The following is a 20329-nucleotide window of genomic DNA, read 5'->3' as shown; positions in this document are numbered from 1 at the left end:
TTGCACGTCACAGACCGAACACGGCAACGTCACCCGGATAGTCGACCGAAAACTTCAGCACGGTCTCGCGCGACTTGCCCGGCTCAAGTTCCCAGTCCCACACCAGCTTGCCGTCTTCCTCGCGCTTGATGTCGCGCTCGGACGGCGACAGCAGCTTGACCACGATCTTCTCGTTGCGCGAGATGGGCAGGCGGTCCGCGAAGGACACCTGTTCCTTGGTGGCCTTGTTGTTCTTGACGGTGATCTTGTACTCGTAGGTGACGCGCTTGCCGCTGCCCGAAAAACCGGTGCTTTCGGTATAGCGGTTCACCAGTTGGCGCTTGATGGAAATGCCATCGTCGGCGCCGAGGGCCAGCTCCAGTTTTTCGCCCGGCATCACGGCCTTCATGGTGCCTGACGCCACGAACGCGTCGTCCAGGAAGGTATTGAGCGGACCGGCCAGGAAGGGGAAGTCGGTGTTGTTGCTGGCCTGCGCAGTCAGGTAGACGGTCTCGCGCAGCCCCGGCGTGGATTGGTATTGCAAGGTCGCAGGCAGTTGGGTCGTTGCGATGGCGACGCGTTGCGTGGTGTTGTCCGACAGCAGCGTGGCCGGATTCTTGATCTGGAACGACGCGCTGGTCGCGGCGTTCTGGACCTGGGCCGTCGAGACATCGATGACTTCGGCTTCGGGCTCGGGCAGCACGGCGCTGTCTTCCACCGCACCGGCGCGGCCACGTCGATGATCCACGGACGCAGCGTCGGCGCGCCGCCGCCCAGGGACGGCCGGGCAGTGGACAGCGTGAGCTTCACGTTCTTCCAGTCTTCGCCGGTGTTCTGGCGGATGACGCCGAAGTAGCCCAGATCCACATTGCGGTCGGCAGGGCGCAGGCGCGCGTCGTAGGCCGGCGTCCAGCGTGCGCCCGCCACCGCATACGACAGCGCCAGGTCCAGCTTGCCCGCGCGCGCCATGTTGACCCGCAATGTGACGGTCTTCGTGCGACGGCCCGATTCGCCGCGCACCAGGCCAAGCTGGGTTTGCAGCGCCGTCATCTCGCGCTCCAGCTCGGTCTTTTGTTCTGCCACGCGCCGCAGGCCCGCCAGCGTCGTGGCCAGCGACTCGGCGCTGAGGGTCTGGATCGCCTTCAGTTCGTCCAGCGTGAGCCGCGCGCCGTCCTTGGCCGGTTCCGTGGCGCCGCGCTGCATCATCAGGATGAGTTCGCGCTGGTTATCCAGCACCGCGGCTTCGTCGTCCAGCGCGGCCTGGCGGCTGACCAGCTTGTCGATCTGCGCCTCGATCTGGCGCACGCGTTCGTTGGCGGTGGCGGCCTGATAGACGTCGCTGACCTTGACGTCAAGCAGCGTGGCCTGGCCGGTGCTCTTGGCAGACACCTGCAGCGAGTTTTCCTGGAGCGACGCGGGCAGGTTTTCCAGCACCAGCTCGTGTTCGCCCGCGGCAAGCTCGCTGCTGGCGGCGCGGGTGACGACGGCGCGATCCTGGTAGACAGTGACGGCGCGGATGGAGGAGGGCAGCGCGGCGGCGGCAGCCAGTCCGGGGATCGATGCAAAAGCCAGGGCCAGAAGGGTACGTCTCACGGGAGCACCTTTATAAAGTTGAACGCGGCTGACAGCGGGTCTCCCACGGGGACGCATCGCCGGCAAGCGCGAGAGTCTATCGCCGGCTTCGCCCGGACGGTTTACAGGAAATGACAAACGCGACAGGGGGATACGGCTGGTTCGTGAAAACTCAATCGCGTTCGGGATGCGCCAGCCGCCGCAACATGCCGACCGCGTTTTCCGCAGCCACCGATCGGTCGTGCCGCCGGTACGCCATGTCCAGCAGGGCGTGCGGGGCATCGCCCTTGATGGGCCGGTACTCGATGCCTTGCGCGCCCATGTGCCGCATGGCGGCGGGCACGATCGAAATGCCGACGCCCGCCGCCACCAGACTCACGATCGACGCCATCTGCGGGGCCTCCTGGATGACGCGCGGCGCAAAGCCGGCACGCTGGCAGGCGGACTGGATGGCGTCGTACAGGCCCGCGCCGATGGGCCGCGGATACAGCACAAAATCCTCGTCAGCCAGTTCGGCGATGGGAACGGCACGTTTGCGGCTGAGCGGATGGCCGGGCGGCAGGGCGATCAGCATCGGCTCGTCCAGCACGCGCTCGGATTCGAATTCGGCGTCCAGCACGTAAGGGGGGCGCACAAAGGCGACATCCACCTCGCCGGCGCGCAGCCCGCGCAGCAGCGAGATGGTATTGCTTTCGGTCAGGGTGATGCGCACGTCGGGATAGCGGTCGCGGTAGGCACGGATGGCACGGGGCAGGTAGGGGTGGAATACTGCCGATGCAGTGAAGCCCACCGTGATGGCGCCGCGTTCGCCGCGGCCCAGCCGTCTGGCCATGTCGATGGCGCGGTCGGCGCTGGCCAGGATGGCGCGCGCATCTTCCAGGAACTGGGCGCCGGCTTCGGTCAGCGCGATGCCCCGGGGCAAGCGCAGGAACAGCGGTGTGCCGATCTCGCGTTCCAGTTGCTGGATCTGCTGGCTGAGCGGAGGCTGGCCGATGCCCAGGCGGGCCGCCGCGCGCGTGAAGTGCAGTTCCTCGGCAACGGCGGTGAAGTAACGCAGGTGGCGCAATTCCATCGTTTTTAAATATGAACGGTTCAGGTTTCATATATTGGACATATGCAGGGGAAAAGTCTACTTTGTCTGCACGGGCTCAAGCCCGGTGTTTTTCGAGAATCCTGATGTCTACCCCTTCTGCAAGTCCCGCAACCGAACGTGGCGCCACGGCGCCCGAATATCTGGCGCGCGGTACGCCGGGACTGCGCCGTGCCCAGTGGGCGCTCTTTGCCGCCGGTTTTTCCACCTTTTCCCTCCTGTACTGCGTGCAGCCGCTGATGCCGCTGTTCACCCATGCGTTCAACGTATCGCCGGCGCAGAGCAGCCTGGTGCTGTCGCTGTGCACGGGGTTGCTGGCCATCGCGATCTTCTTTGTGGGCCTGTTTTCCGCCGCCTTGCCGCGCAAGCGGGTCATGGCGTGGTCGCTGTTTGCCTCCGCCGTCCTCGGAACCGTCGCGGCCGTCGCACCGGACTGGCAGAGCCTCCTGGCGCTGCGCGCGCTGCAAGGCGTGGCGATGGGCGGGGTGCCCGCCGTGGCCATGGCCTACCTGGCCGAAGAGGTGGAGCCCGGCACACTGGGCTTCGCGATGGGGCTGTACATCAGCGGCAGCGCATTCGGCGGGCTGTCGGGACGGGTCATCACCGGCCTGGTGTCCGACCATTTCGGCTGGCGCGCGGCGATGGGCACGCTGGGATTGCTGGGCCTCATCGCGGCCCTGCTGTTCGTGTGGCTGCTGCCGGCCTCGCGCCGGTTCACGCCACGCCGGGGCCAGGGATGGGCGGGCGTGTGGGCGGACGTGCGGGAAGGAGCCGGTGCGCACCTGAAGAATGGTCCGCTGTGCGCGCTGTTCGCCATGGGCGGGCTGCTGATGGGCGCGTTCGTCGCGGTCTACAACTATGTCGGCTTTCGCCTGCTGCTGCCGCCGTTCTCGCTCAGCCAGACCTTCATCGGGTTCATCTTTGTCGTCTACCTGGTGGGCATCTTCGCCTCGACCTGGTTCGGCCGCCTGGCTGACCGGCACGGGCGCGGCGCGATGCTGGCCGCTGCGTCCGGCCTTGCGCTGGCGGGCCTGCTGTTGACCCTTTCCAACGCGTTGCCCGTGCTGATCGCAGGCATCGTCGTCTTCACCTTCGGCTTTTTTGCGGCCCACGCCGTCGCGAGCGGCTGGGTCGGGCAGATGGCGCGTGGCTACAAGGCGCTGGCCGCCTCGTTCTACCTGCTGGTCTATTACGTGGGATCGAGCGTGCTTGGGGCACTTGGCGGCCAATTCTGGACCGCCGGCGGCTGGCATGGCGTTGCCGCCATGGCGGGCGGCTTGCTGGCCGCCGCGCTCGTGATCAGCGCGGGTCTCGCCTGGCGCACGGGACGGCGGCATGCCGCGGCGGGCGCCGCTGGTCCCGCCTGACTTCCCCTCTTTTTTCAGGGAAGGGTAGCGTCGCGTTACGCAGGGTTGCGCCACGCGCGCTTCTATCGCGATACATTCTGTATTGCGATAGGGGGAACCATGCTGACCAAGCAAGACCGCGTGTCCCTGCCATGGACCGACACGCTAGCTCGTCTGGAAGACGAACGCATCATGCTGGAGCGCATAGCTGCCGGCGTACCGATCCGGCAGGTACTGGAACATGTGCTGAACGCCGTCGAGGCGCAGTCGAGCGTGACGCTGCGCGCGTCCATTGCGGTGGTGGACGACGCAGGAACCGAATTGCGGCATTGCGCCGCACCCGGCCTGCCGGACGCGTTCAATGCCGCCGTGGACCGGGTAGCCATCGGGCCGATGACCGCTTCGTGGGGCGCGGCAGCGCATTCGGGCAAGCCGGTCTACACCGACGATATTGCCAACGATCCGCGTTGGGCGCCGTGGCGCGACCTTGCCTTGGAGAATGGCTTGCGCGCGTGTTGGTCCACGCCGATCAAGGCGCCAGACGGACGGCTGTTGGGCGTCTTCTCCAATTACTACGAAGAAAGCCGGCTACCGACCGCGCAGGATATCGACGCGATCGCGCTGGTCACGCGCAGCGCGGCGCTGGCGATCGAAAGGCATTTGCTGGACGTGGCCTTGCGACGCAGCGGCGAGCGCTGGCGGGCGATGTTCGACGGCATGCAGGAAGCGTTTTTTCTTGCCGAAGCGCTGCGCAGCGAGGACGGCCGCATCGCCGACTTCCGCTTTCTGGAGGTGAACCCCGCCTTTGAACGCCAGAGCGGCATGCGCGAGGGCGACACGCTGGGCCACACGCTGCGCGAGATGATTCCCGGCGTTCCCAGCCAGATCCTGGATACGTTCGCGCAGGTCGTGGAGTCGGGCGAGCCCGCCCAATTTGAATTTGCCGTGCCCGCGCCCAAGGATGCGTGGTACGAGGCGCGGGCGCGCAAGGAAGGCCCCGATCGCATCATGGCGCTGTTTCTTGACGTCACCGCGCGCAAAGCCGCCGAGACCGAGCTGTGGGAAGGCCAGCATCGCAAGAATTTCCTGCTGGCGCTGGGCGACCGCATGCGAGAACTCCATCTGCAGCCGGCCATCGAGGAAACCGCCTGCGCGGGATTGGGTCAGCACCTGTCGCTGGGACTGGTGGCGGTTCTGGACTGGGCCGGCGACGGCGCGGCGCCGGTGGTGTCGACCTGCTGGCGTTCCGAGCATGATGTGGCGAGCCACGGCGCGCTGGCGACAGAACAACTGGACGAAGATTTTTTCGACGCCGTCCGCAAGGGGCGCACGACCTATCTGCAGCCGCTGGTGGCGCAAGAGGGCGGCGACATCCGCCCGTCGGCCATCGTCGTGCCGATGCGCCGCTGGGCGCGGCAAGGCGGTGCGCTGCTGGTCCGCCCCTTGTCGAGCAGCCGGCTCAAGCCGGCGGATCTGGCGTTCATCGAGGAAGTCGCCGAACGGATGTGCGACGCGGTCGAGCGTTCGCAATACGCACGCATGCTGGAGCAGCGGGTGGAGCACGCCATTGCCGAGCGGGATCGCATCTGGCGAATGTCTCCCGAGCTGCTGGCCGTCATCGACAGCAGGGGCCGGTTTGCCAGCGTGAATCCGGCCGTGCAACCCATTCTGGGCTGGAGTCCCGACCAGTTTCTGTCGATGGGGCTGGCCGAGCTGATCCACCCGGACGACCTGGACGCGACGCGCACCGCCTGGTCGCCGCACGCGCAGGCGGACGGCACCCAACCCGCCCGGCACCTGGAAAACCGGGTCCTGCGGCGCGAGGGCGGCTACAGCTGGATCACGTGGAGCATGTCGTGGTCGCAAGAGAGCCTGTACGTCGCGGGACGTGATGATTCCGATCTGAAAGCGCAGGCCGAGGCGCTGGCCGACACCGAGAATGCATTGCGCCAGGCCCAGAAGATGGAGGCGGTGGGACGCCTGACCGGCGGCATCGCGCACGATTTCAACAACATGCTCCAGGGCATCACCGGTGCGCTGTATCTCATTCAGCGCAAGCTGTCTGCCGGCGTGCCCGAACAGGCGCAGCGGTTCATCACGGTGGCCATGGATTCCGCGAACCGTGCAGCGCACCTGACGCAGCGCCTGCTCACCTTCTCGCGGCGCCAGCCGATCGACCCCAAGCCGTTCAGCGTGGAGGGCACGCTGCATTCCATGATGGACCTGTTCCATCGGTATACCGGCGAGCGTGTGAATCTGGTCTTCGATCTGGACCCGGACCTGTGGCCGATCAATTGCGACAAGAACCAGTTTGAGAACGCGATGCTCAACCTGGTGATCAACGCCTGCGATTCCATGCCCAATGGCGGCGTGTTGACCATTGCGGCGGCAAACACGCAGCTGGACGAAGCGTCGCTGCGCCAGAGCCCAGGCGTCAAGCCGGGCCCGTTTGTCGAGGTCACGGTGTCAGACGTGGGCTGCGGGATGTCGCCCGATGTGCTGGCGCACGCCTTCGACCCGTTCTTCACCACCAAGCCGCTGGGCGAAGGCACGGGGCTCGGGCTGTCCATGACTTACGGTTTTGCCAAGCAGGCCGGCGGCAGTGCCGTGCTGGAAAGCGCCGTAGGCGTCGGGACGTCGGTGCGGCTGTACCTGCCTCGCCATCAAGGCGTGCCGGAACAGGCCGCGGATGCGCCGCGGGCGACCGGCACGCAAGCGGCGTCGGCCGGCCAGGCCTTCGTCATCGTCGTCGAAGACGACACGAACGTGCGCGAAATGGTGCGCGAGTCGCTGGTGGATATGGGCCTGCATGTGTTGACGGCCGGCGACGGGGAGGCAGGTCTGGAGCTGGTGACGTCCACGCGTAACCTGAGCCTGCTGGTGACGGACGTTGGCCTGCCCAACCTGAACGGCCGGCAGTTGGCGGACGCCGCGCGCGTCGCTCACCCCGGCCTGCGCGTGCTGCTCATGACGGGCTACGCCGAAAGCGCGGCCAGCGCGGGTGGTTTCCTGGAGGACGGCATGGAACTCATCGTCAAGCCGTTCTCGCTGGATGCGCTGGGCGAACGGGTGCAGCGGATGCTGGAGGAGAGCGCGGGGCCGCAGCGGGCGGGGTAGAGGTCAAATAGGCGGTCAAGTGTTTCAACGGCAGGTAAAAAATGCCCCGCATGGCGGACTACCGCAGGGGGAGTAGATAAAGCGGGGGTCAGGCACGGGGCTTGCGACTAGGTTGAAGCATTTCAACCAAGGAAGGAGCTACGCTATGAAATACCGTGCCATGACTTGCGCGTTTGCCATGATTGCCGGCCTTGCCGCCGGCGGTGCCTATGCCCAATCCACGGGCCGCAGCTCGCCCCCGACCTCGCCGTCCACGACGCCGAATGACGGGGCTGCCGTGCCGCCCAACACCCAGGTGCCTCCGGGCCAGATTCCGCCCGCCCCGAACGCGGCGCCCCAGACCGGCACCACGCCGCCGAATCTGGACAAGAGCGGTCACATGAAGTCCGACAAGCATGGGTCGGAAATGCCCAATCGCAAGCGCGAAGCCAATGACAATGTGCCGGCTACTCCGGCCGGAGGCGCCGCGCCTCCTCCGGGATATCCGAACACGGGCGGCAGCAAGTAAGCAGCCCCACACAAAAAGGCTTCCGAAAGGAAGCCTTTTTTTTGTAGGGCGGAAATCAAGTCGGGATTAAATGCCGTTCCCGCCCAAGCAATCGCGACACCGGTTCATGCCGGTGCCGCGATTCAGTGCTGGCGGCGCAATTCAGCGGGCGGCACGCGCAACTGGCCGCGGTATTTGGATACGGTGCGGCGGGCGAGAAGAATGCCGTTGGACGCCAGTTGCTGCGTCAACGCCACGTCGGAAAGCGGCATGGACGGGTCTTCGGCGTCCACCATTTCCTTGATCAGCGCGCGGACGGCTGCGGCGGAACACGAGCCGCCCGATTCGGTTGCGAGTTCGCGTGAGAAGAAGTGGCGGAATTCAAAGACGCCGCGCGGGGTCGTCATGTACTTGCTGACCGTGGCCCGCGACACCGTGGACTCGTGCATGTTCAGATCATCGGCGACTTCGCGCAGCATCAGCGGACGCAGGGCGACTTCGCCGTACTCAAAGAACATCTGCTGGCGCTTCACGATCGCTTCGGCCACGCGCTGGATGGTGGTGTAGCGCTGCTCGACATTTCGCACCAGCCAGCGCGCCTCCTGCAGCTCTTGCGCCATGGGGCTGCGGTCGTCCAGCCGGGCGCGGCGGAAGAGGTCCGCATAGGCGCTATGCAGACGTGCGCGCGGCATGGCGCTGCGATTGGGCAGCACGCGCCAGCGTCCCTGCCATTTGTCGACAAACACATCGGGCACGACGTACACCGGCGCGTCGCCACTGTAGCGGCCGCCGGGCTTGGGATCCAGGCGCCGGATCAGCGCGCAGGCGTCGCGCAGGGCATCGTCCGAACATGCCAACGCGCGGCGCAGGCCGGCGTAATCGTTCTTGCCCAGACGTTCCAGATGGTCCTGCACGATGCGCTGGGCCAGCGCCCGCGTGGCGTCGTCTTCGTCGGGCAGCGCCGCCAGTTGCAGCGTCAGACATTCGCGCAGATCGCGCGCAGCGATCCCCGGCGCATCCAGTTGCTGCACCAGGCGCAGGGCCGCCATCCATTCGCTTTCGTCGGGAATCGGATTGATGTCTTCGTCGGCGGCCGTACAAAGATTTTCCAGCGGGGTGCGCAGGTAGCCGTCGTCGTCCAGCGCGTCGATGATGAATTCAGCCAGCAGGCGGTCGCGCGGCTGCAGGTGGTAGTTGCCTAATTCGAAGGACAGGCGATCACGCATCGACACGTTGGCGCAGGCCCATTGGCCCAGATCGCTGTCGCCGCCGGACGGGGCATGGGTGGGATAGTCGCCGGAATAGGCCGGCGCGTCGGGCAGGGGTTCATCCATGTCCGGGCTTTCGGCTGCCGCGACCGGTTCTGGCGCGGACTGTCCGTCGGCCTGCTCCGTCATCTCACCGCGGACGCCGGGCGCAGCCGGGGCCGCCTCGGGCTCCGATTCGTCCGGATCTTCGAGAAAAGGGTTCGTCGCAAGCGCATGTTGCACGGCCGTGGTGAACTCCAACGCCGACATCTGAAGCAGCTTGACGGATTGTTGCAGACGCGGCGCCAGCGTCATTTGCTGGCGCAGGCGAAGTTCTTGCATCGGGTGGCCCAATCGAGTCTCCTGAAGGGGCAGCCGCCGGAAGGCGGCTCGTTCCTTTCATAGACGCAAAAATCGTGCCAACCCCATTTGAAGGGGGGAGCCGCGGCGGGAACGCGGCATGCTGGGACAGTATTACAAAGGGGGTGGTAATAACTGCTCAGGCGGCCGCTTCGGGCTCGTCCTTTTCATAGACATCCAGACGGTTGTACAGCGTCTTCAGACTGACGCCGAGCGTCTCGGCGGCCAGGCGCTTGTCGCCGGCATGATGCGCCAGCGTGGCCAGGATGAACTCGCGCTGGGCCCGGCCAAGCGGCATACCTACGGGAAAGTTCAGCGAGCCTTCGCGCATCTGCGCCTGGTTCGGGCCGCGCTTGCGCGTGAGCAGCTCGGCGTCCAGCTCCGTGTCGGCCATGATGTAGGCGCGCTGGATCACGTTGCGCAGTTCACGCACGTTGCCCGGCCAGTCGTGCGCCTTGATCGCTTCCAGCATGTGCGGCGAAAACGTCTTCTGCGTGCCATGCTGCGCATTCAACGTGTCCAGGAATTGCTTGGCAAGAAGCAGGGCGTCGTCGCCGCGCTCGCGCAGCGGCGGCACGCGCAGCGGAATCACGAGCAGACGGTGCAGGAAATCCTGACGCAACCGGCCGTCCGCGACGGATGCAGCGGGGTCGCGGTTGCTGGCGCAGATGACGCGCACATTGGCGCGCAACACGTCGGTGCCGCCCACGCGTTGATACGTGCCGACTTCGAGCACGCGCAGGAAGTGCACCTGCATGTCCGGCGGCATTTCGGTGACTTCGTCCAGAAACAATGTGCCGCCGCTTGCAAACTCGAAATAGCCGGCGTTCTGGGACACGGCGCCGGTGAAGCTGCCTTTTTCGTGACCAAAAAGTTCGGCATGCGCCAACGATCCGCTGATCGCGCCGCAGTTGACCGCCACGAACGGCTGGTCGCGGCGATCGCTCGCATCGTGGATGGCGCGCGCTACGATTTCCTTTCCAGCGCCACTTTCACCGATAATGAACACGCTTGCATCGGTGGCCGCCGCAAGGGCGATCTGGTTTCCCAGTTTTCGCATCTGCGGCGACATGCCGCTGGTGTCGGCGAACACGGAAGTGGGCGAAGGCGCGGTGGTGCGCGTAGCGGTATTTCGACTAGCCATGCTTGATCCTCAGTCCCGGAAGCGGGCCTGCAATAAGTGCATCGTAGAGTGCAGCCTACTCTCTGATTGCGACGAGTTGCAAGCATTGGAAAACGTTGGTGGAATCCGAAAAATATTTGCACTGGCCGCCCCCATAGTGACTATTCTGAGCGTTATAGAAGGGATACGGAGATAGCATGCCTCACCTGCTAATCGTCGATGACGACGATGCGATACGAGAAACACTGGCCGAAATCGGCCGCGATAGCGGGTTTTCGGTGGCCCTGGCAGCCAGCGTCAAGGACGCCCTGATCCAGCTCGAACGGCAAGCGCCCGACCTGGTGCTGACTGACGTCCGGTTGCCGGGCGGCAGCGGCATGGACATTTTCAAGAACGTTAATGCGAGTAGCGCGGAAGTGGTGGTGATGACCGGCCACGGTACTGTCGACAACGCCGTCCAGGCTTTGCGCCTGGGCGCGACCGATTATCTGGTCAAGCCGATCTGCATGGAGCGCCTGGAAGAAATCCTCAAGCGGATCATGGTGAATTCGGGCGGCGAGCTGCCCGGCACGCCTTTTGAGGAACCGGGCCGTTTCGGCAAGCTGTACGGCAAGTCCGAACGGATGCAGACGCTGTACCGCCAGATCGGGCGCGTGGCGCCCACCACCGTCACCACCTTGCTGATCGGCGAAAGCGGCACCGGCAAGGAACTGGCTGCCCATGCCATCCACGAACTCAGCCCGCGCCGCCAGCGGCCGTTCATCGCGGTCAACTGCGGCGCGATTTCGCCCAACCTGATCGAAAGCGAAATGTTTGGCCACGAGCGCGGCAGCTTTACCGGCGCCGACCGCCAGCACAAGGGGTACTTCGAACGCGCGGACGGCGGCACGCTGTTCCTGGATGAAGTCACCGAAATGCCGCTGGACCTGCAGGTCAAGCTGTTGCGCGTGCTGGAGACGGGGCAGTTCATGCGCGTGGGGACCAATCGCGAGATCGCCTGCGACATCCGCGTGGTGGCCGCCACGAACCGCAATCCGGAACAGGCGGTGCAGGAAGGCAAGCTGCGCGAAGACTTGTACTACCGGCTGAGCGTGTTTCCCATCGAATTGCCGGCGCTGCGCGATCGCGGCAGCGACATCCAGTTTCTGGCTCAGCGCTTCCTGCAGACGCTCAACGAAGAATCCGGGAAGAACAAGGCGTTTTCGCCCGAAGCAGCCGCGGCACTGGAGCAATACGAGTGGCCGGGCAACGTGCGCGAACTGAAGAATTTTGTTCGCCGCGCGTTCATCATGGCTGACGGCGATGTGCTGGATCTGGAAATGCTGGTGCCGCAGGTCTCGCCTGCTGGCGAGTCGTCTGGCGGTCAGGTCAGCGTGCCTGTCGGAGAGACGCTGGCAGAGGCCGATCGGCGTCTTATCCTGGCGACGCTCGAACGCTGCAACGGCGTGAAAAAGCAAGCCGCTGCCGTGCTGGGCATCAGTCCCAAGACGCTCTACAACCGTCTTGAGGAATACGCGGCAGCGGGCTATCCGCTGCCTGGCGAGAATTCCCGGGCGGGTGGACCGTCCCGGGAATCCGCCTAGACCCGCTTATTTGTTGTAGCGGGTCTTCAGGTCTGCCATGCAGGCGTCCTTGGCATTACCGGACATGGCGTCGCACTTTTCCTTGCCGACTTTATAGTCGGCATCATTGCGCGTTTTCGCGGCGTCATGCGAGGCTTCGGCCTTTTCCTTGGCGGCCTTGGCGTCTGCCTTGGCCTTGTCGCGCGTGGCTTCGGCCTGTTGCTGGCAGACATCCTTCTGGTTGCCCTTCATGCCGTCGCATTGTTTTTTGTCCATCTTGTATTGGTTGTCGATCTGATCGTTCGTGCGAACGCCGGCAGCGCCAGTCTGCGCGGAGGCCTGGAACGCGAGGACCGAAAAGCACAGGGCGAAAGCGGGGCAAATCGTTTTGGACAGCTTCATGACTGACTCCTTGGGAAAGTGGTCCGGTAGTTGGCGGACCCGACCAGGGTCTGAGCAAGCGCCGTGCCCAGGTTCTTCAGGCACGGCGCTTGCGCATTGAGCCGCTGCCTGTCCGCCATCTTCGGACGGGCGCGTTTCAAGGAGAGCATTCATGACGACCCAACACGAACAACAGCCGGGAAAGTCCAAGGCCAACACCCCTAAGGACGAAACGGAAGCGTCGAATCAGAGCGGACAGTTCGGCGCGGATAAACCGACCGACAAGGAAGAACCCTACAAGCGGGAATCGGACAAAAAGCCTAACCGCGGAGGGCCTGAGTTCGAAGAGGGCGGTCAGTATCCCGGTAAGCGGCCCGAAGGGAAGTGACCGTTGCGCTTCGCGCTGCGCAGCTGGCGCCGCGCGAAGCAGACGCCGGGCTTAGCCGCCATTGCGGACCGGATCGGGCGCATCGCGCGAGATGCCGGCTTCGTCTGCGTCCGTGACGCGATCAGTGGCGACGTCTGCACCGTCGTCGTCCACGAAGTCCGGTTCCACGCTCTCGCGTTCGCCGGTGGCCTGGGAGTCGCTGTCGGTATGCCGGCGGTCCAGCGGCAGGTCGCTGGCCGAATCGGAAGAGTCGCTTGGGCCCAGGTCGGGCCGGCCGCTGTCGTCAAGGTTCAGGTCGGTGTCGGGGATACGGGGCATGGGGATCTCCAAGTTGGGAAAAGCGCGTCCAGGACACATCCGCGGACGTCGCCATTTGCCGCCGAATTGCAGCAAGCGCCATGCCGCGATTGCCAGACAAGGACCAAGCGGCGCCGCGCGGGTATGGAAGTTGCTCCTGCTGGGTGAATTTTCTACCGGGAGATTGTCATGTCCTTGATTGTCGCTGCACGGTTCCAGACCTTCGACGAAGCCACGCTGGCCGCCCAGAAGCTGTTTGCCGAGGGCTATACCGAGGACGACATCCACACGTTCTACGTCAGCATTGCGGGCGAGCACGGGCGCTTTCCGTTGGGCGGTGACCGCGTCGCCGATCCGGACGCCAAAGGCGGGCACTTCGGCGCCGTGGCCGGCGCGTCGCTGCTGGGCCTGGTGTTCGCCTTGGTGGCGGGGGTGATTGCCGCGCAATTGGCCGCGTCCATCTTCATCACCATCGCGGCAGCGGGCGTGGGCGCTTATATCGGCGCGCTGGCGGGCGCCATGTGGGTGATCGGCCGCAAGAAACGCGTGCGCACGGCGCCGGGCGAACCGGAGAAGTCGCATCCGCCGGTGCGGCAGGCGGGCGTGATGCTGGCGCTGCATGTGGATATTGGGCGCGAACAGCAGGCGCGTCAGATTCTGCGCGCGGCAGGCGGCACGGACATCGAGCGCGCGAATGGCCGCTGGCAGGACGGCAAATGGCAGGATTTCGATCCGCTGGACCCGCCGCGCCGCGTCGAAGCGCCGACCACCGCGAACTGAAGGCCGCGTGGCCGCTCACGGAGACAGAACAATGAAGCCATTTACCATCCCCTCGCTGGCGGCTGTGGCCGCTGCGGTCGTCCTGGCGGGCGTTGGCCATGTGAGCCACGCCGCCGAACTGGACGCGTCCGACGCCCGCTTTCTGCAGGCGGCGTCGGGCTCGGGCATGTTTGAAGTACAGGCCGCCGAGCTCGCCGGCAAGCGCGCGCAGGATGCGCAGGTGCGCGCTTTTGCGGCGAAGATGCTCGAACAGCACACCGCGGTGAACAAAGAACTGAAGGCGCTGGCCGCGGCGAAAAACGTGGCGCTGCCGGATCAGCCGGCCGAGCCTGAACGCGCGACGCTCCACGAGCTGGGCGGCATGACCGGCGCGTCGTTCGACCAGCTTTACATCCAGAAGGCCGCCGTGGACGCGCACGCAACCGCCAACCGCCTGTTTGAGACTGCTGCGAAAGCGTCAGAAGACGCGCAGGTGCGTGACTTTGCGGTCCGCACCTTGCCGATGCTGAAAGATCACTATGCGATGAGCCGCGCGCTGCAGCGTGAGCCGGCCGTCACTGGTGAGAAGATCCACCCCGCGCCGAAGGGGGAAGCGCCGCCGGTGTCCCCGGCGTCCCGCGCCGCGCCGGCTTCTGTTGTGCCGGAAAAGTGAAGTCCGGCGCACGGCGCGGCAGGTGTCCGGGGGATCGGCCGTCAAAAGGTACGGCCCCTCGCTCATGTCCAGCCGCTCAGTCGCCCGCGCTGCCGGTGATGGGCAGCACGATGCCCGTGATGTAGCTCGAGCATTCGGGCGATGCCAGAAAGACGTAGGCCGGCGAGATTTCCTCGGGCTGGGCGGGGCGTTTCAGGTCCGTCTTTTCGCCAAACGACTTGATCTCTTCGGCGCTCCGGTCGGCCGGATTCAGGGGCGTCCACACGGGGCCCGGCGCCACCGCATTCACGCGGATGCCTTGCTCGGCCAGATTGGATGCGAGTGATCGCGTAAACGCATGGATCGCGCCCTTGGTCGACGAGTAATCCAGCAGCTTGCCGCTGCCGTTCAGGCCCGTGACGGATCCTGTGTTGATGATGGCGTCGCCCGTCTTCAGGTGTTCAAGCGCCGCGCGCGCCATATAGAAATAACCGGTGATGTTGGTGCGCAGCGTCTTGTCCCATTTCTCGTCGCTGATTTCCGGCAGCGTGTCGGTATGCAGCTGGAAGGCGGCGTTATTGACCAGGATGTCGAGCTTGCCGAAATGCTTGACGACCTGCGCCACCGCTTCGTTGCAGAAGGCTGAATCCTGCACGTCGCCGGGGATAAGCAGGCACTGACGGCCTTCGGCCTCGACCGCGCGGCTGGTCTCCTTGGCGTCCTCGTGTTCGTTCAGGTACAGCACCGCGACGTCTGCGCCTTCGCGCGCAAACAGCACGGCCACCGCGCGGCCAATGCCGGAGTCGCCGCCGGTGATGATGGCGACCTTGTCCTGCAGCTTGCCGCTGCCTTTGTAGCCGGGCGCCCGGTACTGCGGTTTGAGCACCATGTCGGCTTCAACGCCTGGCTGTTCGTCCAGGTGCTGGCCCGGCATGGGCGGCGTGGGGTGCGGGCGGTCGCCGGTCTGGGCGTTCTTGGGTGTGCTCATGTTTTCTCCCATTGGGCGGCGCGGGATGCGCCTTGCGCCCGGGAGGCAAGCAAACGCCGTTCCCGGCGACCGTGCCGACCGGCTACTGACGGCCGACGATGATGCCGAGCAGAAACGCCGCACCCGCCGCCAGCCCGACTGCCTGCCAGGGGCGCGCGTGAATGTATTCCTCGGTGCAATCCAGGGTTTCGCGCATCAGGTCATGCGCGTTGTCGGACGCGTCGCGCAGGCTTTGACGCGTGGCCTGAAGCTGGTCGCCCAGGCGCGCCTTCAAGGCCTCAAGGTCAGTTGCCGAGCTGTCGCTGAGTGTGGCTTCCAACTCGTCGATCCAGCTTTCCGGATGCCGCGAGCGCCTGTAGGCGCCACGATTGTCGGGGCCGTTCTCGGGGAAGTCGGAAGGCATAGGGGTATTCGTCGTGGCCATCGAAAGCTCCTTGACTGTCGGGCGGAAAATGCGCCGTCGCGGCCGGCCCGGACGGCCGCGTGGCGGGGCGAGGCTTACGCCTCGACCATGTCTCGGCATGCCAGCGTGCAGGCAATGCAGGCGCCCGCGCAGATCTGACACTTTTCGGATTCGTGCGTAGAACACTCGCGCGCGCAGGCATCGCAGACCAGCGCGCACAACGTGCACAGCGCTTGCGCAAATTCACCATCGCGCGCCAGCATGGCCGCGCAGAGCCGGCAGACTGCCGCGCAGTCGACGCACAAGGCGATGCAGGCCCTGAGCTGCGCCGGATTCTGCCGCAGGCAGCTGGCGGCGCACTGGTCGCACGCCACCGCGCATTCGTAGCAGGCTTGCACACATTGCTCGAAGTTTGGGTCTCGCATTGCATCTCCTTGTGAACGGCCGACGCCGCGCAGCCACACAAAGGCAGGGCGCCCGGCGGCACATCCGCTTGCAATTTGAAGGTCTTGACAGTTTGTCCAGCGGGCGAGGGGCCGTAGGATGAAGGTTCGCACTGGCTGGAGACCACCATGAAACCTTCGTCCGCACCCAAATCCACCCCGTCGGCGCGCGCCGACAAATCCGCGCAGGACAACGCTAAGATACTGCCGCCGAGCGGTCCCGTCGACGTGCCGAATCTACCGGACAAACCCGATGCCGATACGCCCGACGAGGCCGCGCGCGACAAGCGTGAAGTGGTCGACAACAAGACCGAGTCGAACTGGGCCGACGGTTCCGCGCCGCAGCCCCGTGCCAAAAACGCGCGCTCGTCGATTTTCTGATTACGCATCGGCCGCCTGCTGTTCATGAAGGAAAGCGAGCAGGCGCCGCTCGTCGGCGCTGAGCCCGCGAGGGCCCGCCGGGGCGGCCTTGCGGGCCGGCAGCGTGCCGGTCAGGTAGGCTTCCATGATCGCCGGATGCACATAACACGCGCGGCAGACGGCCGGCGTATTGGCTAGACGCTTGGACACCTGTTTGATGACGTCCACGGCCTCCTGTTTGGCTTGGCGCTCGTCCTCGAAGGGACTCGCCTGCAGCGCGGCATAGGCCATGACCGACCCCGCCCACGTGCGATAGTGTTTCGCGGTGTATTCCCCGCCGCCCGCGTGGCGCAGGTAGGCGTTGACCGCGCCCGAATCCACCGGACGTTTGTCGCCGTCCGCATCCAGATATTGAAATAGCTGCTGGCCTGGGATGTCGAGGCATTGCTTGATGATGCGGGCGACTCGCCGATCCGTGACTGTGACGTCGTGCGCCACGCCGCTCTTGCCCTGGAACCGGAACCGGAAGCGGCTGCCGGCCACGGTGGTGTGGCGGCGCGTCAGCGTCGTGAGGCCGTAGGATTTGTTTGCCCGCGCGTATTCGCGTCCGCCAATGCGGATCAGCGTGATCTCCAGCAGGCGCACCAGTACGGCAATCACCTTGTCCTGCGTCAGGCCCGGTATCTTCATGTCGCGCTCGACCTGGCGCCGGATGCGCGGCAGGGCATGGCCGAAGGACAGGAGATTCTTGTACTTCGTGGCATCGCGCACCGCCGTCCAATCCGGGTGGTAGCGGTACTGCTTGCGGCCACGCGCGTCGCGCGCCGTGGCTTGCAGGTGCCCATCCTTCAACGGACAGATCCACACGTTTTCGTAGGCCGGCGGAATCGCCAGCGCGTTGATGCGCTGGATTTCCGATTCGTTGGTGATACGGGCGCCTTTCTCGTCCAGGTAGTGGAACGTATGGCCATTGACCCGCACGCGAGTGTAGCCGGGTTCCGTGTCGTCCACATAGGTCAGCGCCGCCTCTTCGACGGGCAGGGGATCCGGGTCCTTTTGCGTGCGGGTGCTCATTCAATCTCCGGGTGCGCGCGGTAGCGCCTCGACCCAGCATGCCGCGTTCCCGAACGCCCCGCGCCGGGCGGCGCGCGGGTTTGGGCACGGCGCTTGCTGAAGGCGTTGTCGGCAATCGTGCTGCCGGAACCGCCCGCCGGACCGGCAGCGCCGCCCGCGAGAGAATCTTCAGAGGAGAGTGCAATGCAAACCGTCCTGCAACTACATGTGCCGCCGAAGCCGGACCCGATTCCGCCCGGCTCGCCGCCGGGCGACCTGCCCGTGGACCCGGATACCGATGAGCCGGACGTGGATCTGCCGCCGCTGTCCCCGCCGGTCAAGGAAATCGTGCCGCCGAAAGACGCTTGAGGCGTCGCTCTTACACAACTCGAATCAATAAGACCAAGGAGTCATTATGTCGACCATCCTGCTGATCATCCTGATCCTGCTGCTTATCGGCGCCGTGCCTGCGTGGCCCCATAGCCGTAGCTGGGGCTATTACCCCAGCGGCCTGCTTGGCATCGTCGTGATCGTGCTCATTGTGTTGCTGCTGATGGGACGCATATAGCGCCTTGACGCGCTGACGGCCGCCGGGCGCGTGCGCGCGTCTGGCGGGCCGCCTCAGGATGGACTGCGGCGGCACACGCCGCATCGGCGGGCCATCCGGGCGCCAGTCCTGGCGCGCTCGCCGCGTCGGGCGTAAGATCTGCGGGTTTCAGCAGCAACCCACATAGACCCGCAGCCCGACATGAGCATCCCCTTATTGATCCTGATCGACAGCGTTCAGGACTATCTTCCCGTCATCGAATCCCAGGGCTTTCGCCCGCTCCTCGCCACCACCGACCAGACCCGCGCCCAGGCCATCCAGGACCACGGCGCCGGGATTCGTGCCGTCCTGACGCGCGGCGCCACCGGCCTGCGCGCCGATGAAATGGCGGCGCTGCCCCAATTGAGCATCGTGTGCTCGCTGGGTGTCGGCTATGAAAATATCGACCTTGCTGCGGCGCACGCGCGTGGCATCGAGGTCACGAATGGTCCCGGCGCCAACGCTGTATCCGTGGCCGACCACGCGATGGCGTTGCTGCTGGGCGCCGCGCGCCGGCTGCCGCAGGCTGACGCCTGGGTCCGGCAGGGACACTGGAGCGGGTTCATGGGCCCGCAGGTCAGCGGCAAACGGCTGGGCATTCTGGGCCTGGGCACGATCGGCCTGGAAATCGCCCGGCGCGGCGCGAACGGCTTTGGCATGAGCGTGGGGTATTACAACCGCCGCGCCCGTCCTGAGTCCGGCTACACGTATTTCGACAATCCGCGCGCGCTGGCGGCCGAGTCTGATTTTCTGGTGGTGGCCACGCCCGGCGGCGCCGGCACGCATCATCTGGTGGACGCCGGCGTGCTGGAGGCGTTAGGTCCGGACGGTTATCTGATCAACATCGCGCGCGGCAGCGTGGTCGACACGGATGCGTTGATTGCCGCGCTGGCCGAGAAGCGCATTGCCGGCGCCGGACTGGACGTGGTGGACGGCGAGCCGACCATTCCCGATGCGCTCAGACAGCTGGACAACGTGGTGTTGACGCCGCACAGCGCAGGGCGTTCGCCGGAAGCGGTGGCGGCGACCGTGGCGCTGTTCCTGGAAAACGCCACGGCGCATTTTGCCGGCAAGCCCGTGCTGACGCCGGTGCGGGACGCGAACCTCGTGGCTGCGTAATGCCGCGCGGCCGATTGCCGGCGCGAGTATGGCGCCGGCGGATGCGCCGATATTGAATACGCCGACGCCGCGCCCTTTGTGGACGCGGCGTCGGCGTTTGTGCGGGCTACGCCATCAGTGCGAGAACATGATCGGCACCGTCATGCTCTTCAGGATGGAGGCGGTGGCGCCGCCCATCGCCCATTCACGGAATTTGCTGTGGCCGTACGCGCCCATGACGATCAGGTCGGCGCTGTAATCGGCGGCGGCGTTCAGGATGGTGCTGCCGACGCCAACGCCCTTGATGTCGCGGCGCACGTGGTCCGGCGCGGAAATGCCGTGCGCCACGAAGTAGGTGACCAGATCTTCGAAGGGGATGGATTCGACGTTGCGGGTGGCCGCGCCTTCGTCCATGGTCAGCACGACCACATGCGAGGCGCCTTGCAGCAGCGGGGTGGCATCGGCCAATGCGCGGGCGGCTTCGCGGCTGCCGTCCCAGCAGAGCAGGACGCGGTCGCCGACAACCGGGAATTCGCCGCTGGACGGCACCACCAGGACGGGACGCCCGGCGGTCAGCAGGGTTTGTTCGACGAATTCGTTTTCGTGGGCGGCCTCGACATCGTCGCGGTTTTGCTGGCTGACGATGATGAGGTCGCTGGCCCGGCCGTGCAGGGCGACGGTGGCGCTGGGCGAGGATTCACCGGCGCGGACGACGGCCGGTACGTCTGCGATGGCCGCGGATTCCAGAAAGGCGTTCTGCACCTCGCCCCGGTTCTGGGTCTGCAGGTTCTTCATGATGTTGAGCGTGCGCGACATCATGACGGATTCGCCGTAGTAGTACTGCGGCGGCGCGGAGCTGGCGTAGACCCCCACCAGTTCGGCCTTGTGGCGCTTGGCCAGTTCCAGCGCCAGCGCGGTGCGGCGCTTGCAGTCAAACCCGTGGTCCAGGTGGACGGAAATGCGGCGGTACATGGTGGGCCTCCTTGGTTGAACAAGCCATGACCGTATGGTTGCCGTTTAACCAGGGCGCTCCATTGA

21 protein-coding genes and 1 pseudogene are annotated in these 20329 nt (G+C 65.6%); 11 read left to right on the top strand and 11 right to left on the bottom strand.

The annotated features are described in order from the left end of the window. Positions 1 to 7 precede the first annotated feature (7 nt). Together MHZ91_RS08905 and MHZ91_RS08900 are read right to left on the bottom strand one after the other, a co-directional pair. Positions 8 to 1551: pseudogene (locus MHZ91_RS08905) on the bottom strand (mucoidy inhibitor MuiA family protein). A gap of 172 nt (positions 1552 to 1723) precedes the next feature. Next, complete coding sequence (locus MHZ91_RS08900; protein ID WP_239213362.1) at positions 1724 to 2623, bottom strand: LysR family transcriptional regulator; 900 nt, start codon at positions 2621 to 2623, stop codon at positions 1724 to 1726. Between the two features lie 104 nt (positions 2624 to 2727). Here MHZ91_RS08900 and MHZ91_RS08895 point away from each other — a divergent pair, with 104 nt between their 5' ends. The 3 genes from MHZ91_RS08895 (at position 2728) to MHZ91_RS08885 (ending at position 7612) form a co-directional block, all read left to right on the top strand. After that, a complete protein-coding gene (locus MHZ91_RS08895; RefSeq protein WP_239213360.1) occupies positions 2728 to 4008 on the top strand; it encodes an MFS transporter in 1281 nt (426 codons plus the stop codon). A 99-nt stretch (positions 4009 to 4107) separates the two neighbouring features. Beyond that, a complete protein-coding gene (locus MHZ91_RS08890; RefSeq protein ID WP_239213358.1) occupies positions 4108 to 7104 on the top strand; it encodes a GAF domain-containing protein in 2997 nt (998 codons plus the stop codon). 145 nt (positions 7105 to 7249) lie between these two features. Beyond that, complete coding sequence (locus MHZ91_RS08885; protein ID WP_175136553.1) at positions 7250 to 7612, top strand: hypothetical protein; 363 nt, start codon at positions 7250 to 7252, stop codon at positions 7610 to 7612. Between the two features lie 122 nt (positions 7613 to 7734). Here the strand turns inward: MHZ91_RS08885 and MHZ91_RS08880 are convergent, their stop codons facing one another. Both MHZ91_RS08880 and MHZ91_RS08875 read right to left on the bottom strand, forming a co-directional pair. Further along, the gene (locus MHZ91_RS08880; RefSeq protein ID WP_239213356.1) at positions 7735 to 9180 is read right to left on the bottom strand and encodes an RNA polymerase factor sigma-54; all 1446 of its coding nucleotides are present in this window, start codon (positions 9178 to 9180) and stop codon (positions 7735 to 7737) included. A gap of 157 nt (positions 9181 to 9337) precedes the next feature. Continuing rightward, positions 9338 to 10342: a sigma-54-dependent Fis family transcriptional regulator gene (locus MHZ91_RS08875; protein ID WP_255595686.1), complete on the bottom strand. Its 1005-nt coding sequence runs from the start codon at positions 10340 to 10342 to the stop codon at positions 9338 to 9340. Between the two features lie 176 nt (positions 10343 to 10518). Here MHZ91_RS08875 and MHZ91_RS08870 point away from each other — a divergent pair, with 176 nt between their 5' ends. Then, the gene (locus MHZ91_RS08870) at positions 10519 to 11904 is read left to right on the top strand and encodes a sigma-54 dependent transcriptional regulator (protein WP_175136551.1); all 1386 of its coding nucleotides are present in this window, start codon (positions 10519 to 10521) and stop codon (positions 11902 to 11904) included. A gap of 6 nt (positions 11905 to 11910) precedes the next feature. On the opposite strand, the gene MHZ91_RS08865 is transcribed toward MHZ91_RS08870, so the two are convergent. Continuing rightward, positions 11911 to 12285 carry a hypothetical protein gene (locus MHZ91_RS08865; protein ID WP_175185471.1) on the bottom strand — a complete coding sequence of 125 codons (375 nt, stop codon included), beginning with the start codon at positions 12283 to 12285 and terminating at the stop codon, positions 11911 to 11913. Between the two features lie 151 nt (positions 12286 to 12436). Between MHZ91_RS08865 and MHZ91_RS08860 the strand changes: the two genes are divergently transcribed. Further along, positions 12437 to 12652 carry a hypothetical protein gene (locus MHZ91_RS08860; protein WP_175136550.1) on the top strand — a complete coding sequence of 72 codons (216 nt, stop codon included), beginning with the start codon at positions 12437 to 12439 and terminating at the stop codon, positions 12650 to 12652. 51 nt (positions 12653 to 12703) lie between these two features. Here MHZ91_RS08860 and MHZ91_RS08855 read toward each other — a convergent pair whose 3' ends face one another. Beyond that, positions 12704 to 12970: a hypothetical protein gene (locus tag MHZ91_RS08855; RefSeq protein ID WP_175136549.1), complete on the bottom strand. Its 267-nt coding sequence runs from the start codon at positions 12968 to 12970 to the stop codon at positions 12704 to 12706. 168 nt (positions 12971 to 13138) lie between these two features. On the opposite strand from MHZ91_RS08855, the gene MHZ91_RS08850 reads away from it, so the two are divergent. Both MHZ91_RS08850 and MHZ91_RS08845 read left to right on the top strand, forming a co-directional pair. Further along, a complete protein-coding gene (locus MHZ91_RS08850) occupies positions 13139 to 13729 on the top strand; it encodes a hypothetical protein (RefSeq protein ID WP_175121594.1) in 591 nt (196 codons plus the stop codon). A 100-nt stretch (positions 13730 to 13829) separates the two neighbouring features. Continuing rightward, positions 13830 to 14381, top strand: coding sequence for a DUF4142 domain-containing protein (locus MHZ91_RS08845; protein ID WP_239213354.1), 552 nt, complete (start codon positions 13830 to 13832; stop codon positions 14379 to 14381). A 76-nt stretch (positions 14382 to 14457) separates the two neighbouring features. Here the strand turns inward: MHZ91_RS08845 and MHZ91_RS08840 are convergent, their stop codons facing one another. The 3 genes from MHZ91_RS08840 to MHZ91_RS08830 form a co-directional block, all read right to left on the bottom strand. Next, positions 14458 to 15348: an SDR family oxidoreductase gene (locus MHZ91_RS08840; protein ID WP_239213352.1), complete on the bottom strand. Its 891-nt coding sequence runs from the start codon at positions 15346 to 15348 to the stop codon at positions 14458 to 14460. Between the two features lie 82 nt (positions 15349 to 15430). Beyond that, on the bottom strand, positions 15431 to 15751 hold the full coding sequence (locus MHZ91_RS08835) for a YqjD family protein (RefSeq protein ID WP_224776797.1): 321 nt from the start codon (positions 15749 to 15751) through the stop codon (positions 15431 to 15433). A gap of 95 nt (positions 15752 to 15846) precedes the next feature. Continuing rightward, positions 15847 to 16176, bottom strand: a complete 330-nt coding sequence (locus MHZ91_RS08830) for a four-helix bundle copper-binding protein (RefSeq protein ID WP_239213350.1) — start codon at positions 16174 to 16176, stop codon at positions 15847 to 15849. Positions 16177 to 16323: 147 nt separating this feature from the next. Here MHZ91_RS08830 and MHZ91_RS08825 point away from each other — a divergent pair, with 147 nt between their 5' ends. Then, positions 16324 to 16575: a hypothetical protein gene (locus MHZ91_RS08825; protein ID WP_056561187.1), complete on the top strand. Its 252-nt coding sequence runs from the start codon at positions 16324 to 16326 to the stop codon at positions 16573 to 16575. Here the strand turns inward: MHZ91_RS08825 and MHZ91_RS08820 are convergent, their stop codons facing one another. Further along, positions 16576 to 17628, bottom strand: a complete 1053-nt coding sequence (locus MHZ91_RS08820) for a DNA topoisomerase IB (protein ID WP_239213348.1) — start codon at positions 17626 to 17628, stop codon at positions 16576 to 16578. A 183-nt stretch (positions 17629 to 17811) separates the two neighbouring features. Between MHZ91_RS08820 and MHZ91_RS08815 the strand changes: the two genes are divergently transcribed. From MHZ91_RS08815 to MHZ91_RS08805, 3 genes are all read left to right on the top strand, one after another. Next, complete coding sequence (locus MHZ91_RS08815) at positions 17812 to 17976, top strand: hypothetical protein (protein WP_167427925.1); 165 nt, start codon at positions 17812 to 17814, stop codon at positions 17974 to 17976. A gap of 46 nt (positions 17977 to 18022) precedes the next feature. After that, positions 18023 to 18175, top strand: a complete 153-nt coding sequence (locus MHZ91_RS08810) for a DUF3309 family protein (protein WP_076520934.1) — start codon at positions 18023 to 18025, stop codon at positions 18173 to 18175. Between the two features lie 180 nt (positions 18176 to 18355). Next, positions 18356 to 19312 carry a 2-hydroxyacid dehydrogenase gene (locus MHZ91_RS08805; protein WP_239213347.1) on the top strand — a complete coding sequence of 319 codons (957 nt, stop codon included), beginning with the start codon at positions 18356 to 18358 and terminating at the stop codon, positions 19310 to 19312. Between the two features lie 114 nt (positions 19313 to 19426). Here MHZ91_RS08805 and MHZ91_RS08800 read toward each other — a convergent pair whose 3' ends face one another. Further along, on the bottom strand, positions 19427 to 20263 hold the full coding sequence (locus tag MHZ91_RS08800) for a universal stress protein (RefSeq protein WP_239213345.1): 837 nt from the start codon (positions 20261 to 20263) through the stop codon (positions 19427 to 19429). Positions 20264 to 20329: the final 66 nt, after the last annotated feature.

This window comes from Achromobacter sp. ACRQX (assembly GCF_022346505.1).
Taxonomy (GTDB): Bacteria; Pseudomonadota; Gammaproteobacteria; order Burkholderiales; family Burkholderiaceae_B; genus Achromobacter; species Achromobacter animicus.
Note: the sequence above shows the minus strand (reverse complement) of the source record. Positions and strands in the feature narration are given on the sequence as shown.

Coding starts and splice junctions, on each gene's coding strand:
- MHZ91_RS08900 (WP_239213362.1), bottom strand. CDS start 2,623: ATGGAATTGCGCCACCTGCGTTACTTCACCGCCGTTGCCGAGGAACTG.
- MHZ91_RS08895 (WP_239213360.1), top strand. CDS start 2,728: ATGTCTACCCCTTCTGCAAGTCCCGCAACCGAACGTGGCGCCACGGCG.
- MHZ91_RS08890 (WP_239213358.1), top strand. CDS start 4,108: ATGCTGACCAAGCAAGACCGCGTGTCCCTGCCATGGACCGACACGCTA.
- MHZ91_RS08885 (WP_175136553.1), top strand. CDS start 7,250: ATGAAATACCGTGCCATGACTTGCGCGTTTGCCATGATTGCCGGCCTT.
- MHZ91_RS08880 (WP_239213356.1), bottom strand. CDS start 9,180: ATGCAAGAACTTCGCCTGCGCCAGCAAATGACGCTGGCGCCGCGTCTG.
- MHZ91_RS08875 (WP_255595686.1), bottom strand. CDS start 10,342: ATGGCTAGTCGAAATACCGCTACGCGCACCACCGCGCCTTCGCCCACT.
- MHZ91_RS08870 (WP_175136551.1), top strand. CDS start 10,519: ATGCCTCACCTGCTAATCGTCGATGACGACGATGCGATACGAGAAACA.
- MHZ91_RS08865 (WP_175185471.1), bottom strand. CDS start 12,285: ATGAAGCTGTCCAAAACGATTTGCCCCGCTTTCGCCCTGTGCTTTTCG.
- MHZ91_RS08860 (WP_175136550.1), top strand. CDS start 12,437: ATGACGACCCAACACGAACAACAGCCGGGAAAGTCCAAGGCCAACACC.
- MHZ91_RS08855 (WP_175136549.1), bottom strand. CDS start 12,970: ATGCCCCGTATCCCCGACACCGACCTGAACCTTGACGACAGCGGCCGG.
- MHZ91_RS08850 (WP_175121594.1), top strand. CDS start 13,139: ATGTCCTTGATTGTCGCTGCACGGTTCCAGACCTTCGACGAAGCCACG.
- MHZ91_RS08840 (WP_239213352.1), bottom strand. CDS start 15,348: ATGAGCACACCCAAGAACGCCCAGACCGGCGACCGCCCGCACCCCACG.
- MHZ91_RS08835 (WP_224776797.1), bottom strand. CDS start 15,751: ATGCCTTCCGACTTCCCCGAGAACGGCCCCGACAATCGTGGCGCCTAC.
- MHZ91_RS08830 (WP_239213350.1), bottom strand. CDS start 16,176: ATGCGAGACCCAAACTTCGAGCAATGTGTGCAAGCCTGCTACGAATGC.
- MHZ91_RS08825 (WP_056561187.1), top strand. CDS start 16,324: ATGAAACCTTCGTCCGCACCCAAATCCACCCCGTCGGCGCGCGCCGAC.
- MHZ91_RS08820 (WP_239213348.1), bottom strand. CDS start 17,628: ATGAGCACCCGCACGCAAAAGGACCCGGATCCCCTGCCCGTCGAAGAG.
- MHZ91_RS08815 (WP_167427925.1), top strand. CDS start 17,812: ATGCAAACCGTCCTGCAACTACATGTGCCGCCGAAGCCGGACCCGATT.
- MHZ91_RS08810 (WP_076520934.1), top strand. CDS start 18,023: ATGTCGACCATCCTGCTGATCATCCTGATCCTGCTGCTTATCGGCGCC.
- MHZ91_RS08805 (WP_239213347.1), top strand. CDS start 18,356: ATGAGCATCCCCTTATTGATCCTGATCGACAGCGTTCAGGACTATCTT.
- MHZ91_RS08800 (WP_239213345.1), bottom strand. CDS start 20,263: ATGTACCGCCGCATTTCCGTCCACCTGGACCACGGGTTTGACTGCAAG.